This is a genomic window from Nocardioides sp., assembly GCF_030149505.1.
Taxonomy (GTDB): Bacteria; Actinomycetota; Actinomycetes; order Propionibacteriales; family Nocardioidaceae; genus Nocardioides.
The window spans coordinates 225,990-239,807 of record NZ_JASBRN010000045.1 but is presented as its reverse complement, the minus strand read 5'-3'; the positions used below and the strand labels follow the sequence as shown (position 1 = coordinate 239,807).

At 72.9% G+C, this 13,818-nt stretch carries 16 protein-coding genes; 2 read left to right on the top strand and 14 right to left on the bottom strand.

Annotated features, from left to right (window positions below; genetic code table 11):
- Positions 1 to 7: 7 nt before the first annotated feature.
- From secF to pdxT, 8 genes are all read right to left on the bottom strand, one after another.
- On the bottom strand, positions 8 to 1,237 hold the full coding sequence (gene secF / locus Q1V71_RS09640; RefSeq protein ID WP_300643255.1) for a protein translocase subunit SecF: 1,230 nt from the start codon (positions 1,235 to 1,237) through the stop codon (positions 8 to 10).
- Entirely contained in the window at positions 1,237 to 3,024 is a 1,788-nt protein-coding gene (gene secD, locus Q1V71_RS09635; protein WP_300643253.1) for a protein translocase subunit SecD, read from the bottom strand. Before secD ends, secF begins: the two co-directional genes overlap by 1 nt.
- A 5-nt stretch (positions 3,025 to 3,029) precedes the next feature.
- Positions 3,030 to 3,356 (bottom strand): preprotein translocase subunit YajC, encoded by a 327-nt coding sequence (yajC, locus tag Q1V71_RS09630; protein WP_300643251.1) that lies wholly within the window; start codon positions 3,354 to 3,356, stop codon positions 3,030 to 3,032.
- A gap of 80 nt (positions 3,357 to 3,436) precedes the next feature.
- Positions 3,437 to 4,540 (bottom strand): Holliday junction branch migration DNA helicase RuvB, encoded by a 1,104-nt coding sequence (gene ruvB, locus Q1V71_RS09625; protein WP_300643474.1) that lies wholly within the window; start codon positions 4,538 to 4,540, stop codon positions 3,437 to 3,439.
- A gap of 17 nt (positions 4,541 to 4,557) precedes the next feature.
- Complete coding sequence (gene ruvA, locus Q1V71_RS09620) at positions 4,558 to 5,166, bottom strand: Holliday junction branch migration protein RuvA (RefSeq protein ID WP_300643249.1); 609 nt, start codon at positions 5,164 to 5,166, stop codon at positions 4,558 to 4,560.
- A complete protein-coding gene (ruvC, locus tag Q1V71_RS09615) occupies positions 5,163 to 5,720 on the bottom strand; it encodes a crossover junction endodeoxyribonuclease RuvC (RefSeq protein WP_300643247.1) in 558 nt (185 codons plus the stop codon). The genes ruvA and ruvC overlap by 4 nt, the downstream gene beginning before the upstream one ends.
- Before the next feature lie 84 nt (positions 5,721 to 5,804).
- On the bottom strand, positions 5,805 to 6,572 hold the full coding sequence (locus Q1V71_RS09610; protein WP_300643245.1) for a YebC/PmpR family DNA-binding transcriptional regulator: 768 nt from the start codon (positions 6,570 to 6,572) through the stop codon (positions 5,805 to 5,807).
- A gap of 30 nt (positions 6,573 to 6,602) precedes the next feature.
- Complete coding sequence (gene pdxT / locus Q1V71_RS09605; protein WP_300643244.1) at positions 6,603 to 7,220, bottom strand: pyridoxal 5'-phosphate synthase glutaminase subunit PdxT; 618 nt, start codon at positions 7,218 to 7,220, stop codon at positions 6,603 to 6,605.
- Between the two features lie 22 nt (positions 7,221 to 7,242).
- Between pdxT and Q1V71_RS09600 the strand changes: the two genes are divergently transcribed.
- Positions 7,243 to 8,037 carry a hypothetical protein gene (locus tag Q1V71_RS09600; protein WP_300643242.1) on the top strand — a complete coding sequence of 265 codons (795 nt, stop codon included), beginning with the start codon at positions 7,243 to 7,245 and terminating at the stop codon, positions 8,035 to 8,037.
- A 22-nt stretch (positions 8,038 to 8,059) separates the two neighbouring features.
- Here Q1V71_RS09600 and pdxS read toward each other — a convergent pair whose 3' ends face one another.
- Genes pdxS through Q1V71_RS09585 form a run of 3 tightly spaced genes read right to left on the bottom strand, consistent with a single transcriptional unit; the run spans position 8,060 to position 10,480 of the window.
- The gene (pdxS, locus tag Q1V71_RS09595; protein WP_300643241.1) at positions 8,060 to 8,989 is read right to left on the bottom strand and encodes a pyridoxal 5'-phosphate synthase lyase subunit PdxS; all 930 of its coding nucleotides are present in this window, start codon (positions 8,987 to 8,989) and stop codon (positions 8,060 to 8,062) included.
- Positions 8,990 to 9,036: 47 nt separating this feature from the next.
- A complete protein-coding gene (gene pgsA / locus Q1V71_RS09590; RefSeq protein WP_300643472.1) occupies positions 9,037 to 9,627 on the bottom strand; it encodes a phosphatidylinositol phosphate synthase in 591 nt (196 codons plus the stop codon).
- Between the two features lie 52 nt (positions 9,628 to 9,679).
- On the bottom strand, positions 9,680 to 10,480 hold the full coding sequence (locus tag Q1V71_RS09585; protein ID WP_300643239.1) for an inositol monophosphatase family protein: 801 nt from the start codon (positions 10,478 to 10,480) through the stop codon (positions 9,680 to 9,682).
- A gap of 114 nt (positions 10,481 to 10,594) precedes the next feature.
- Here Q1V71_RS09585 and Q1V71_RS09580 point away from each other — a divergent pair, with 114 nt between their 5' ends.
- A complete protein-coding gene (locus tag Q1V71_RS09580) occupies positions 10,595 to 10,729 on the top strand; it encodes a hypothetical protein (RefSeq protein ID WP_300643237.1) in 135 nt (44 codons plus the stop codon).
- A 33-nt stretch (positions 10,730 to 10,762) separates the two neighbouring features.
- On the opposite strand, the gene Q1V71_RS09575 is transcribed toward Q1V71_RS09580, so the two are convergent.
- Genes Q1V71_RS09575 through Q1V71_RS09565 form a run of 3 tightly spaced genes read right to left on the bottom strand, consistent with a single transcriptional unit; the run spans position 10,763 to position 13,789 of the window.
- Positions 10,763 to 11,293 carry an HIT domain-containing protein gene (locus tag Q1V71_RS09575; RefSeq protein WP_300643235.1) on the bottom strand — a complete coding sequence of 177 codons (531 nt, stop codon included), beginning with the start codon at positions 11,291 to 11,293 and terminating at the stop codon, positions 10,763 to 10,765.
- Positions 11,290 to 12,036 carry a TetR/AcrR family transcriptional regulator gene (locus Q1V71_RS09570; RefSeq protein ID WP_300643233.1) on the bottom strand — a complete coding sequence of 249 codons (747 nt, stop codon included), beginning with the start codon at positions 12,034 to 12,036 and terminating at the stop codon, positions 11,290 to 11,292. Before Q1V71_RS09570 ends, Q1V71_RS09575 begins: the two co-directional genes overlap by 4 nt.
- Before the next feature lie 37 nt (positions 12,037 to 12,073).
- A complete protein-coding gene (locus Q1V71_RS09565; RefSeq protein ID WP_300643231.1) occupies positions 12,074 to 13,789 on the bottom strand; it encodes an FAD-dependent oxidoreductase in 1,716 nt (571 codons plus the stop codon).
- Positions 13,790 to 13,818: the final 29 nt, after the last annotated feature.

Genomic DNA, 13,818 nt, shown 5'->3' with positions numbered 1-13,818 from the left:
GTGACTCCTACTTCTTGCCGCGCTGCGAGCGGGGCTTGCGGCTGGGCTGCTGGCGCCCGGCGGCAGGGCTCTGCCCCACCTCGCCACGGGTCTTGGGCACGTTGCGTCCCCGGCCCATCGGCTCGTGGGTGGTCACCGGGGGCGGCGCCTGGCGCGTGGGCGCCGGCGCGCCGTCCTCCGAGGGCGGGGCGAGGCCGGGGTCGTTGGCGATCGGCATGTCCTCGGCGAAGCTCGGCACCGTCGCGTAGCGGTCGGCCCGGCGCAGCCGGGCTGCCGCGCGGTTCTCGTGCTCGGCGATGTCCTTCTCCCCCGACTTCAGGTGCACCAGGATGCGCGGCGCCAGCACGACGGAGGAGTAGACGCCCGCCGCCATGCCCACGAACTGCGAGAGCGCGAGGTCCTGCAGCGAGGAGGCACCCAGCTGGACGGCGCTGACGTAGAGGATCGCGCCGATCGGGATGAGGGCCACGATGCCGGTGTTGATCGAGCGCACCAGCGTCTGGTTGACCGCGAGGTTCGCCGCGTCGGAGTAGGTCTGGCCCGGGCGGCGGAACTCGCGGGTGTTCTCGCGGACCTTGTCGAAGACGACGACGGTGTCGTAGAGCGAGAAGCCGAGGATCGCCAGCAGACCGGTGACCGCCGACGGCGTCACGGGGAAGCCGGAGAGCGCGTAGACCCCGACGGTGATCGCGATGTCGTGGGCCAGCGCGGCGAGCGCGGCCACCGACATCTTCCACTCGCGGAAGTAGAGCGCGATGAAGATCATCACCAGGACCAGGAAGACGCCCACGCCGATCGCGGCCCGCTGGGCGACCTGGGTGCCCCAGCTGGCGCCGATCTCGTCCTGGGAGATCTGGTCGCTCACCGGGACGGTGCCGTTGATGACCTCCACGACGGAGTCGCTGGCCTCGGCGGTGAGGTCCTCGACCTGGATGAGGATCGACTGGCCGGAGGTGGTGACCACCGGGGTGTCGGCACCCTCGATGCCGGCCTCGGCGATCGCCGTCCGGAGCTCGTCGGCGTTGTCCTGGGTGACCTCGGAGGCGGCCAGCGGGACGCGGTACTGCGTGCCGCCGGTGAACTCGATGCCGAAGTTGAGGCCCTTGATGAGGACCACGGCCAGCGCCGCACCGACCAGGACGAGCGAGATGGCGTACCAGAGCGGTCGGCGGTTGACGAAGTCGATCGACTTCCGCCCGTTGTAGAGCTCGTTGCCGAGCCGGGAGAACTTGCCCATCAGGCCTTACCTCCAGCCGGCACGCCGTCCATGCCGAGGGTCTCGGGACTCAGGCCGGACAGGCGCCCGCCCCCGTTGAAGAAGCGGTAGCGCGCGAGGTAGGACACGGCCGGCCGCGTGAAGAAGAAGAGCACCAGCAGGTCGATGATCGTCGAGAGCCCGAGGGCGAAGCCGAAGCCCTTCACCGCGCCGGTCGCGAAGATGTAGAGCACCAGCGCGGAGAGCAGGGAGACGGTGTTGGCCGCGAGGCGGGTGACCCGCGCACGGCGCCAGCCGCTCTCCACCGCGACCCGCATCGACTTGCCGTCGCGCATCTCGTCACGGATGCGCTCGAAGAAGAGGATGAAGGAGTCGGCGGTGACACCCACGGCGATGATGAAGCCCGCGATGCCGGGCAGCGTCAACGTGAAGCCGGCCGTCTCGCTGAGCAGCAGCACCGCGGCGTACGTCGTCGCGGCCGCCACGGCCAGGGAGCCGAGCACCACGAGGCCGAGGCCGCGGTAGTAGAGCAGGCAGTAGATCATCACCAGCGCCAGGCCCAGGCCGCCGGCCCACAGGCCCGCGCTGAGCTGGTCGCCGGCGAGCGACGGGCCGATGGTCTCGACCGAGACGTCGTCCTCGAACTCGATGGGCAGCGAGCCGTAGCGCAGGCTGGTCGCCAGGCTGTTGGCGCTGGTCTCGGTGAAGTTGCCGCTGATCTGGGCGTTGCCGTCGAGGATGACGCCGTCCATCGTGGGCGCAGAGAGCACCTGGCCGTCGAGCACGATCGCGAACTGCTTCTCGGTCCCGAACAGGGCCTGGGAGATCTCGCCGAAGGTGTCGGTGCCCTCGCCGTTGAAGGACAGCGTGACGACGTAGTTAACCTGGTTCTGCGGGATGGCAGCGCCGGCGTCGTCCAGGTCGGTGCCCTCGATCATGGAGGCCGACAGGAGGTAGGCGATGCCGTCCTCGTCGCACGTGATGAGCGGGGACTCGGGGCGGTCGGGCATCGCCGGGACCTGGCTGGGGTCCTGGCAGCCGCCCGAGGCGTTGAAGGCGTTGAAGGCGTCGACGCAGGCGGTGGTCGGGTTGTCGATCCACTCCAGCGGCCGCTCGGTCAGCTCGTCCTCGGCCGCAGCCGCGACGCAGGCCTCGTAGGGGTCGCCCTGCTGGTTGCCCTGGTTGCCGCCCTGGTTGCCCTGCTGGCCGCCCTGGCCACCGTCCTGGTTGCCTCCCTGGCCACCGTCCTGGGGGGACGCGCTGGGGCTGGGGCTGGTGGACTCGCCGGACATCTGCGCCCACGCGCCGAGTGCCGCGCGGTTGTTGCCCTGCTGGCCGTCCTGCTGGCCGTCCTGCTGGCCGCCCTGCTCGCCACCGGCGCCCGGCGTGAGCGACTCCACGTCCAGGCCCTCCGGCAGACCGGTGGTGGTGGTGCAGCGACCGTCGACGCTCGAGCACGCGACCAGGCGGAAACGCAGCTGGGCCGTGCGCTGCACGGTCTCGACGAGGTCGCGGCTGTTCTCACCGGGGATCTCGACGACGATGATGTCGCCACCCTCGGTGACGACGTCGGCCTCGGCCACACCGGAGCCGTTGACCCGGTCGTCGATGATCTGGCGCGCCTCCTCGAGACTGTCGGACTCGACGTCCTCGTTGGCGGCGACCAGCGTGATGCGGGTGCCGCCCTGGAGGTCGAGTCCCAGCTGCGGCTTCCAGGACCCGGCGAGCGCCACCAGGCCGAAGGCGACCGCCAGGGCCAGGAAGAACACCACGAGGGTGCGGCCCGGCCGGACCATGTTGCGTGCCATGTACGTCAGTTCTCCTCCGGGGACGGCGTCGGCCGCTCCCCTGGCTCGTCGGTCCGGGGCTCGTCGGTCCGGGGCTCCTCGATCCGGCGACCGACCGCGCCGCGCGCGACCCTGATGGTCACGCCGGGGGCGATCTCGAGCCCGATCGTCTCGTCGTCGACCGAGGTAAGGGTGCCCAGGACCCCCGAGGTGAGCATCACCTCGTCGCCCGCGTCCAGTGCCTGCTGCATCGACTGGAGCTGCTTGGCCCGCCGCTGCTGCGGACGGATCAGCAGGAGCCAGAAGATGAGGGCGATGGCCAGGAACGGCAGGAGTGCCGCGAGGTCCTGCACGACGACGTACCTCTCAGGCGAGGGTGTGGGTGGACGACGGCCGCCCCCCGGGGGCGGCCGTCGGGAAGTGTAACCGCGGGCTACTCCGCGTCGAACAACGCGGGGTCGCCACCCTGCGTGGCGGACGGCGGCACCGCGAGACCGAGGTGCGTCCAGGCGGCAGGCGTCGCGACCCGCCCCCGCGGGGTGCGGGCGAGGAAGCCCAGGCGGACCAGGAACGGCTCGGCGACCTCCTCGACGGTCTCGCGCTCCTCGCCGACCGCCACGGCCAGGGTGGAGATGCCGACCGGTCCCCCGCCGAAACGACGGCACAGGGCGTCGAGGACCCCCCGGTCCAGGCGGTCCAGCCCGAGCGGGTCGACCTCGTAGAGGTCCAGGGCCCGCTCGGCCACGTCGTGGGTGACCAGGCCGTCGGCGCGCACCTGGGCGTAGTCGCGGACGCGGCGCAGCAGCCGGTTGGCGATCCGGGGCGTGCCGCGCGAGCGAGAGGCGATCTCGGCGGCGCCGTCGGCGGTGAGCGCGACGTCCAGCAGCCTGGCCGAGCGGTGCACGATCAGGTCGAGGTCGGCGGGGTCGTAGAACTCGAGCTGGGCGGTGAAGCCGAAACGGTCGCGCAGCGGACCCGGGAGCAGCCCCGCCCGGGTGGTGGCGCCGACGAGGGTGAAGGGCGGGATGTCGAGCGGGATCGCGGTCGCGCCGGGCCCCTTGCCGATGACGACGTCGACCCGGAAATCCTCCATCGCCATGTAGAGCATCTCCTCGGCGGGCCGGGACATGCGGTGGATCTCGTCGATGAACAGCACGTCGCCCTCGTTCATCCCCGACAAGATGGCCGCGAGGTCACCGGCGTGGGTGATCGCGGGGCCGCTGGTGAGCCGCAGCGGGGCGCCCATCTCGTGGGCGATGATCATCGCCAAGGTGGTCTTGCCGAGGCCAGGCGGACCGGAGAGCAGGACGTGGTCGGGAGCGCGGCCGCGCAGCCGGGCCGCCTCGAGCACCAGCCCCAGCTGGTCGCGCACGCGGTGCTGGCCCACCACCTCCTCGAGGCTGCGCGGGCGCAGCGCGGCCTCCACGGCGCGCTCGTCGCCGTCGGCGTCGGCTGCCACGAGGGAGCGCAGGTGGTCGCGCTCGCCGCGCACGAGCGGGTCGAGCGGGTCGAGCTGGTCCAGGTCGTCGTCGTGCATGTCCCCGGGCACGCGCCTCACGCCCTCGACAGGGCGCGCAGGGCGGCGCGGAGCAGCGAGGCGACGTCGGGTGTCTCGCCCGCGGTGGGCGCGACCTCGTCGACGGCACGGTCGGCGTCCTTGGCCGACCAGCCCAGGCCCTGCAGGCCCTGGCGCACCTGGTCGCGCCACGCCTCGGTGGGGGCGGCTGCAGCGACCTGGCGCTGGCCGACCGGTGCGCCGATCCGGTCCTTGAGCTCCAGGATGATGCGTTGGGCGCCCTTCTGGCCGATGCCCGGAACCCGGGTGAGGGTCTTGACGTCCTCGGAGCCGACCGCACGGCGCAGGTCGTCGGGGCCGAGCACGGCCAGCATCGCCTGAGCCAGCTTGGGCCCCACGCCGCTGGCGGTCTGCAGCAGCTCGAAGCAGGTGCGCTCGTCCTCGTCGAGGAACCCGAAGAGGGTCAGGGAGTCCTCCCGGACGACCAGTGCGGCGGGGAGCATCGCGGTCTGGCCGGTGCCTACCTTGGGCGACAGCGTCGCCAGCGTGCCCGGGGTGCACAGCAGCTCCAGCCCGACGCCGCCGACCTCGACGACGGCGGTGGACAGGGTGACGGCGGCGACCGGGCCGCGGACGTAGGCGATCATCGGCGGACTGCTCCTCTGCTCGTGATGGCGGTGCGCGCCCGGGCCAGCTGCTCGAGCCGGGCCTGCTCCAACCGCGCCTGGGCACCTCCGCGCCAGATGTGGGTGATGGCCAGCGCCAGCGCGTCCGCGGCGTCGGCCGGCCTCGGCGGGCTATCCAGGCGCAGGATCCGGGTGACCATGAGGCCGACCTGGTCCTTGGTGGCCCGGCCGCTGCCGGAGACGGCGGCCTTGACCTCGCTGGGGGTGTGCAGCGCGACCGGGAGGCCGCGCCGCGCCGCGCACACCAGTGCGATCCCGCTGGCCTGCGCGGTGCCCATGACCGTGCTGACGTCGGAGCGGGCGAAGACCCGTTCCACGGCCACGGCGTCGGGTCGGTGCTCCTCGATCCAGGCGTCGATGCCCTTCTCGATGCTCACGAGGCGCTGCGCGACCGGCAGGTCGGAGCTGGTGCGGATGACGTTGACGTCGACCAGGTCCAACGGGCGACCCACGGAGCCGGACACGACACCCATCCCGCAGCGGGTCAGGCCCGGGTCGATCCCCAGCACGCGCACCGGGGCACCTCCCTCGTCAGCGGTCGAACGTGTGTTCGCAACGCTAACCGTCGCCACCCGCCGTGGCCGTCGCCGACACGCCGGTCAGACGTCTGCCGCCTCCATGACCTCGTCGGGGATGTCGGCGTTGGTGAAGACGTTCTGCACGTCGTCGAGGTCGTCGACGGCGTCGACCAGCTTGAAGACCTTCGCTGCCACGTCGGGCTCGCCCACGGGGATGTCGAGCTGCGCGACGAACTGGACCTCGGCGGAGTCGTAGTCGATGCCGGCGTCCTGCAGGGACGTGCGGACCGCGACCACGTCGGAGGGACCGGACTGGACCTCGAAGCTGTCGCCGTGGTCCTTGACCTCCTCGGCTCCGGCGTCCAGCGTCGCCTCGAGCACGTCGTCCTCGGAGACCTCCTTGGCCTCCTGGGACTTCGGCACCACGACGACGCCCTTGCGCTCGAAGAGTCGCGAGACCGAGCCCGGGTCGGCCATCGTGCCGCCGTTGCGGGTCACCGCGGTGCGGACCTCCATCGCGGCGCGGTTGCGGTTGTCGGTGAGGCACTCCACCAGCAGGGCGACGCCCTGGGGGCCGTAGACCTCGTACATGATCGTCTCGTAGTCGACGCCGCCGCCCTCGAGGCCGCCGCCGCGCTTGACCGCGGAGTCGATGTTCTTGTTGGGGACCGACTGCTTCTTGGCCTTCTGGATGGCGTCGTAGAGCGTCGGGTTGCCGGCCGGGTCGGGGCCGCCCATCTTCGCGGCGATCTCGATGTTCTTGATCAGCTTCGCGAACAGCTTGCCGCGCTTGGCGTCGATCGCGGCCTTCTTGTGCTTCGTGGTCGCCCACTTGGAGTGCCCGGACATGCCTCTTCCTTCTCCGCTCTCGGGAGGCCCTCAGGAGCCTCGGACCAGGTCCACGAACAGGCCGTGCACCCGGGAGTCCTCCCCCACCTCGGGGTGGAACGACGTAGCCACCAGGTTCCCCTGGCGGACCGCGACGATCCTACCGGCGGCCGCTCCCGCCGTGCTGTCGCGGTCGACGCGGGCCAGCACCTGCACCAGCGCGCCGACCTCCTCGACCCACGGCGCCCGGATAAAGACGCCGTGAACGGGCTCGACCAGCCCCTCGACGCGCACCGGCCCCTCGAAGGAGTCGACCTGACGACCGAAGGCGTTGCGCCGCACGGTCATGTCGATGCCGCCGAAGGTCTCCTGGCCCGGCGCCCCGTCGAGGACCCGGTCGGCGAGCAGGATCATCCCGGCACAGGTCCCCAGGACCGGCAGGCCGGCGCGGATGCGCTCCCTGAGCGGCTCGAGCAGCTCGAAGGTGCGGGCCAGCCGCGCGATGGTCGTGGACTCCCCGCCCGGGAGCACCAGCGCATCGACGGCGGCCAGCTCCTCGGGACGACGCACGCGCGTCGTGGCCACGCCGAGGCGCTCGAGCGCGGCGACGTGCTCGCGGACGTCACCCTGGAGGGCCAGCACGCCGACGAGCGGGGACGAGGAGGTCACCGGAGGAGCCTAGGGTGGACGCGTGCTCTCCCGACGGGTGGTCCCCGTGGCCGCGCTGCTGCTCACGCTGGCGCCGCTCACGGGCTGCAGCGACGACGAGACGGCCACGCCTCCACGCCCGCTGGCGTCACTGGCTCCGGGGACCGCGACGGCCGCGCCGACGGTGACCGAGGACCCGGTCGACGCGGAGGCGGTCCAGCCGGAGGACGAGGCGCAGGCGGCGTACCTCGCCTGGCTGGGCGCGCTCGCGGCCCAGGACGCGGAGACCGCGTGCGCGGTCCAGCACCCGGAGCTCACGATCGCGCTCCGGCAGGAGGCGATCCTGGTCGGCAGGGCCGGGCTCGGCGACCCGTGCACCGGCTTCGAGGCCCTGCTGTGGGAGGACCCGGCGCGCCGGACCGAGCCGGTCTCGGTCGAGACGACGACGCTGACCGGCGAGAAGGCCGTGCTGGCGGTCGGGTTCGGCGCGAGCGCGGTGACGGTGGACCTGGAGTACCAGCGCGCGGCCTGGCGGGTGCTCGCCGAGGAGCCGCGCACCCTCGGCAGCCCGGAGACCCGACGTTGGGTCGAACGGTGGTGCGACCTGGAGACCGGGATGGACCGTGAGGAGCTGGAGGCGCTGATGGGGCCGGCGAGCGGGACCTACTCGGTCCTCGACGGCGGCGAGCCGCAGCTCTACTGGACCGACCGGCAGTACGACTTCCGCGCGTACCTGACCGAGGTCGGCCCGCCCGGCACGGCCCTGGAGCTCGTGGGCGACTACGACGCCCTGTCCGCGCAGGACCGCGAGTCCCTGGACTGCCCCGAGCTGCGCTGAGCACGCGGCCCGGGGCCGGGGCTCACCAGCCGCGCTCGGCCAGGCGGTGCGGCTGCGGGATGTCCTCGACGTTGATGCCGACCATGGCCTCTCCGAGCCCGCGCGAGACCTTGGCGACCATCGCCGGGTCGTCGTGGAAGGTCGTGGCCTTGACGATCGCCTCGGCGCGCTGGGCCGGGTTGCCGGACTTGAAGATGCCCGAGCCCACGAAGACGCCGTCGGCGCCGAGCTGCATCATCATCGCGGCGTCGGCCGGGGTGGCGATCCCGCCGGCGGTGAAGAGCACCACCGGGAGCTTGCCGGTGGTGGCGACCTCGCGGACCAGCTCGTAGGGCGCCTGCAGCTCCTTGGCGGCCACGTAGAGCTCGTCCTCGGTCAGGGCGCCGAGGCGGCGGATCTCGCCGAGGATGGTGCGCATGTGGGTGACGGCGTTGGAGACGTCGCCGGTGCCGGCCTCGCCCTTGGAGCGGATCATCGCAGCGCCCTCGGTGATGCGGCGCAGGGCCTCGCCGAGGTTGGTGGCGCCGCAGACGAAGGGCACGGTGAACTGCCACTTGTCGATGTGGTTGGCGTAGTCGGCCGGGGTCAGCACCTCGGACTCGTCGATGTAGTCCACGCCGAGGCTCTGGATGACCCGGGCCTCCATGAAGTGGCCGATGCGCGCCTTGGCCATGACGGGGATCGAGACGGCCTCGATGATGCCGTCGATCATGTCGGGGTCGCTCATGCGCGAGACGCCGCCCTGGGCGCGGATGTCGGCGGGGACCCGCTCGAGCGCCATGACGGCCACGGCGCCGGCGTCCTCGGCGATCTTCGCCTGCTCGGCGTTGACCACGTCCATGATCACGCCGCCCTTGAGCATCTCGGCCATGCCGCGCTTGACGCGGGTGGTGCCGGTGCCGGCGCTCTGCTCAGGGGTGCTCGCGGCGGGGGTCTCGTGCGTGTCGGCCATGCCTCAGATCGTACGGCGCGGGGTGGCACACCCCCACGTCGGGAGCATCACGCGGACGGGGGTGCCGCGGCGTCGTGGGCGAGCGCCTGGCGCCGGACCTTCAGGATGCGGAAGACGACGGTGTAGCTGTTGGCGAAGGCGAGGATCCACAGCGCGGCGTACATCAGCACCGGCAGGTCGAAGATCGCACCGAGCCCGGTGGCCACGAGGATCAGCACGAGCCGGTCGGCGCGCTCGGCGAGCCCGCCCTTGGCGTCCATGCCGAGCGACTCCGCGCGGGCGCGGGCGTAGGACGTCACCGAGCCCATGACCAGGCAGTAGAGCGACAGCGAGAGGTAGAGCTGGGAGTCCCCGTCGGCGGCGAAGTAGAGCACCAGGCCGCCGAAGACCGCGCCGTCGCCGATCCGGTCGAGCGTGGAGTCCCAGAAGGCGCCGAACTTCGAGGAGCGGCCCAGCTGGCGGGCCATGGCCCCGTCGACGAGGTCGCTGAAGACGAAGGCGGTGATGACCAGCACGCCGGTCAGCAGCATCCCCTGGGGGAAGAAGACCAGCGCGCCGGCCGCGACGCCGAGGGTGCCGACGAGCGTCACGGCGTCCGGGCTGACGCCCAGCCGGATGAAGAGCCGCACGAACGGCATCAGCACGACGCCCTGCCAGAACCCCTTGAACCTGTCCAACACGGCGCTGACCCTACGGCCCCTGGAGGCCGAGCAGCGCCTCGGCGGCCTCGGCCACCGCGGTGGGCACCCCGGCGAGGTACCACGTGCGCCCGGCCGCCTCGACGTGGCGCACCTCCCCGCCGAGGGCGGTGAGGATCGCGGCGCCCGGCAGCCAGTCCCACGCCGGCACGCTGTGCTGGCAGACCAGGTGCAGCCGGCCCTCGGCCACCGCCATGGCGTCGAGGGTGCCCGAGCCGAGCATCCGCAGGGTCGCCGCCCGGCCCACGACCCGGGCGAACGCCTCGCCGACGAGGGTGCCGAGGTACGGCGGGTGGAGGTACGTCGCCACGCAGGAGCTGCCGAGCGGCCGGTCCTCCAGCGCTGCCAGCGGCTCGCCGTTGCGGGTCGGCGGGACGTCGCGGCCGCCGACGTACGTCGTGGCGGTGGCCTCGTGGCGCACGGCCCCGAGCACCGGGACGGCCCCGTCGGCCCCGTCCTCGCAGAGGGCCAGCGCGGTGCACCACCAGTCCAGCCCCTGGGCGAAGTTGTAGGTGCCGTCGACCGGGTCGACCACCCAGGTCCGGCCGGAGGTGGACGCGCGGGCGGCCCCCTCCTCCCCGACCAGCCCGTCGTCGGGCCGCTGGGCCAGCAGGAGGGCCTCGACGAGCTCCTCGGCGGCGTGGTCGGCGTTGGTCACGACGTCCGACAGCGAGGTCTTGCTGCGGGTCTCCAGGCCAAGGGTGCGCTGCTCGGCGGCCACGGCGGCCGCGCGCTCCACGACCTCGACGGCCAGGGCACTGTCACTGGCTGCTGCGGACCCGCGATCGTTCACCCGGGGAAGGCTAGCCATCCTCCCCGTCCGGCACGTGACACGCAGGTGACGGCGGCATGTGCGCGTAGGGTCGTGGGACGGGGCCACCCAGGCCCCCCAGCAGAGGGTCCGCACATGAGCGACAAGTCGCCCGGGCACGGCAAGTCCCCGAAGGGGAAGTCCATCAAGGAGAAGCGCGCCGACAAGCGCGCCAAGGCGACGGGGTCCGACGTGGTCGACCCTGTCGCGCAGCTGGGCAAGAAGCGCTGAGCCAGCACCGCTGAGCAGCCGACGCCTCGCGGGTCACCGCCAGGCGTCGGCCAGCAGCGCCCGGGTGTCGCCGAGCAGCTCGGGCAGGGTCTTGGTGCGCCCGATGATCGGCATGAAGTTCTGGTCGCCTGGCCAGCGCGGCACGACGTGCTGGTGCAGGTGGGCGGCGATGCCGGCGCCGGCGACCTCACCCTGGTTCATGCCGAGGTTGAACCCGCCCGCCCTCGAGACGTGCCGCACCGTGCGCATCGCCGCGCGCGTGAGGTCGGCGATCTCGGCGGCCTCCTCGTCGGTGGTCTCGGTGTAGTCGGCGATGTGGCGGTAGGGGCAGACCATGAGGTGCCCCGGGGAGTAGGGGTAGAGGTTGAGCAGCACGAAGGCCAGCCGGCCCCGGCGCACGACCAGCCCCTCGTCGTCGGGCAGGCTCGGGACGCGGCAGAAGGGGCACTGGCCCGAGGTCGCGTCGGCGGGCTTGTTCTCGCCGCGGATGTAGGCCATCCGGTGCGGGGTCCACAGCCGGTCGAGGTGGTCGGACTCCCCGACGCCGTCCTGGTGCAGGCTCACGTCCGGTCCTGGGCCGAGTGGTCCTGGGCCGACTGGTCCTGGGCCGCCGAGGCGAGCAGCTCGTCGACCGGCTGGTCGCGGTGCAGCTCCAGCCCGAGCGAGCGGGCGTGGCCGTCGAGGATGTACCAGACCGAGTCGGTGACGAGCGAGACCAGCACCGGTGCCGAGGGAGCCCGCTCGGGCCTCGCCATCCAGCGGCGTACGGCGCTGAAGACCGCGCCGACGAGCCCGAAGACCAGGGGGTCGACCGCGTCGGCCTCGTCCTCGGACATCTCGACGCCCAGCAGCTCGACGGCGGTCGAGATCAGCTCGACGACCTGGTGCGCGATCTTCTCGATGCCCTGCTGGAGCGGACCGGTGCCGTCGACGGAGGAGTCCTGCTCGGCCAGCCGGTGCAGCGCGGGGTGGGCCACGGCCCAGGAGACGTAGGTGGAGACGATCCGCTCGATGATCTGCGGGATCGTGCCCTCGAGGGTGACCGCCGGCAGCAGCTCGCCGGAGAGGTCGTCGACGATCGCCGTCTGCACGGCCCGGTCGAGGTCGGAGCGGTCGGCGAAGTGCCGGTAGACCACCGTGCGGCTCAGGCCGGCCTGCTCGGCGATCTGCTGGACGTGCACCTCGGCGCCCGGCTCACCGCTCTCGACGACGGCGATGGCGGCGTCGAGGATGCGCTGGCGACGCTCCTGGTTGTGCCGGTCCCAGCGGGCCTGACGTCCGTCCGGCCGTGGCGGGCTGGTCGGCATCGGGCTCCCCTCGGGACGGTGGCGCGTGGCGGGCGCCTCAGCGTGGGCTGCGCACCCTCGGTCCCGAAGAGTACCGGGCGCGCCCCCGCTCGGGCCTCGCCGGGCCGCGCCGGGCGGCCACCGCGACCCGGAGCATCTCCTCGCGGTCGACGATCTTGGCCCGGACCCGTCCGCTGGCCGCGCCGCGACGGCGCTCCTCGGCGTCGATGGCGCGCCAGTCGGCGAGGTCGAGGACCGTGACGCCGCGGCTGGCGAGCAGCGCGGGCAGGTCGTCGGCATCGCGCGTCGGCGGGCTGGTGGTGCCGGCGTCGAGGTCGTCGAGCAGACGGTCCACCGTCTCCTGCGCGCAGGACTTGTTGGTGCCGATGAAGCCCGACGGACCGCGCTTGACCCAGCCGGCGACGTAGGTGCCGGGCTCGACCCGACCGTGGTCGCTCGGGACGGTGCCGGTGGCCGGGTCGTAGGGCAGGTCGGTGACCTCGCGTCCGTGGTAGCCGACCGCGCGCAGCACCAGTCCGCACTCCAGCAGCTCGGTCTCCCCTGTCCCCTCGGCGCGCACCGCACCGTCGGCACCCGCGACCAGCCGGGTGCGCTCGACCTCGACCGCCTCGACCCGGGTCTCGCCCAGGACGGCGACGGGCTGGGCCAGGAAGCGCAGCACGACCCGGCGTCGCGCGGGGTCGACCGGCACCCCGGCGTCGTACCCCGGGAGCAGGGCGAGCATCCGACCGACCGGCGTGTCCGCGGGCAGCGGCTCGCCGCCGAGGTCGACGACGACGTCGAGCAGACCCTGCTCGACCAGGCCGACCAGGCCCACGAGCTCGGGGAGGGTGAAGGCCGCCTGGGCGGGTCCGCGGCGGCCGAGCACGACCACCTCGCGCACGGCGCTCTGGGCGAGGACCGTCCAGGGAAGCCCGGCGACGTCGGTGCCGCGCAGCAGCTGGGGGTCCAGGGTCATCACGCGGGCCACGTCGAGGGCGACGTTGCCGTTGCCGACGACCACGACCCGGCCGGTGGCCGAGGACAGGTCGACGGCGAGGTCCTGGTGGTCGGGGTGGCCGTTGTACCACCCCACGACCTCGGTGGCCGAGAGCGAGCCGGGCAGGTCCTCGCCGGGCACGCGCAGCGGCTTGTCGGCCGAGGCGCCCACGGTCCACACGACCGCGTCGTAGCGCTCGTCGAGCTCGGCGCGGGTGACGTCGCGGCCCACCTCGACACCGAGCAGGTAGCGGAAGCCGGGCAGCTCCTCGACCTGGGCGAAGAGCCGCTGGGTCTGCTTCGTGTGCTGGTGGTCGGGCGCGACCCCCGCACGGACCAGCCCGTGCGGCGTGGGCAGCCGGTCGAGCACGTCCACGGAGACCTCGGGGTGCTTGAGCAGCTCGTCCGCGGCGTACAGACCGGCGGGCCCGGCGCCCACGACCGCCACCCGGACCGGTCGGTCCGAGCGCAGGCGGCGCTGCGGCGGCACGACCGCGACCGGGGTGCGGTCGGCGTGCGGGAACACCTGGTAGTACTCCGCGTTCAGCCCGAGGAAGGGCTGCTCGGCGGCGGTCAGCAGCGTGTGCGGCTTGATCGCGTCGACCGGGCAGGCCGTGGCGCAGGCGCCGCAGTCCACGCAGCCGGCCGGGTCGATGTAGAGCATCTCCGCGGTCGCGAAGTCCGGCTCGCCGGGCGCGGGGTGGATGCAGTTGACCGGGCAGGCCACGACGCACGAGGCGTCGGAGCAGCAGGACTGGGTGACGACGTAGGGCACGGCGCTCCCCCGGGGGCTCTCGGGCCGGG

What these genes read in the sequence shown, in the direction of transcription:
- secF (WP_300643255.1), bottom strand. Translation starts at nt 1,237, where the DNA reads ATGGGCAAGTTCTCCCGGCTCGGCAACGAGCTCTACAACGGGCGGAAG.
- secD (WP_300643253.1), bottom strand. Translation starts at nt 3,024, where the DNA reads ATGGCACGCAACATGGTCCGGCCGGGCCGCACCCTCGTGGTGTTCTTC.
- ruvB (WP_300643474.1), bottom strand. Translation starts at nt 4,540, where the DNA reads ATGCACGACGACGACCTGGACCAGCTCGACCCGCTCGACCCGCTCGTG.
- ruvA (WP_300643249.1), bottom strand. Translation starts at nt 5,166, where the DNA reads ATGATCGCCTACGTCCGCGGCCCGGTCGCCGCCGTCACCCTGTCCACC.
- Q1V71_RS09610 (WP_300643245.1), bottom strand. Translation starts at nt 6,572, where the DNA reads ATGTCCGGGCACTCCAAGTGGGCGACCACGAAGCACAAGAAGGCCGCG.
- pdxS (WP_300643241.1), bottom strand. Translation starts at nt 8,989, where the DNA reads ATGGCCGACACGCACGAGACCCCCGCCGCGAGCACCCCTGAGCAGAGC.
- pgsA (WP_300643472.1), bottom strand. Translation starts at nt 9,627, where the DNA reads ATGCCGTTCGTGCGGCTCTTCATCCGGCTGGGCGTCAGCCCGGACGCC.
- Q1V71_RS09580 (WP_300643237.1), top strand. Translation starts at nt 10,595, where the DNA reads ATGAGCGACAAGTCGCCCGGGCACGGCAAGTCCCCGAAGGGGAAGTCC.
- Q1V71_RS09570 (WP_300643233.1), bottom strand. Translation starts at nt 12,036, where the DNA reads ATGCCGACCAGCCCGCCACGGCCGGACGGACGTCAGGCCCGCTGGGAC.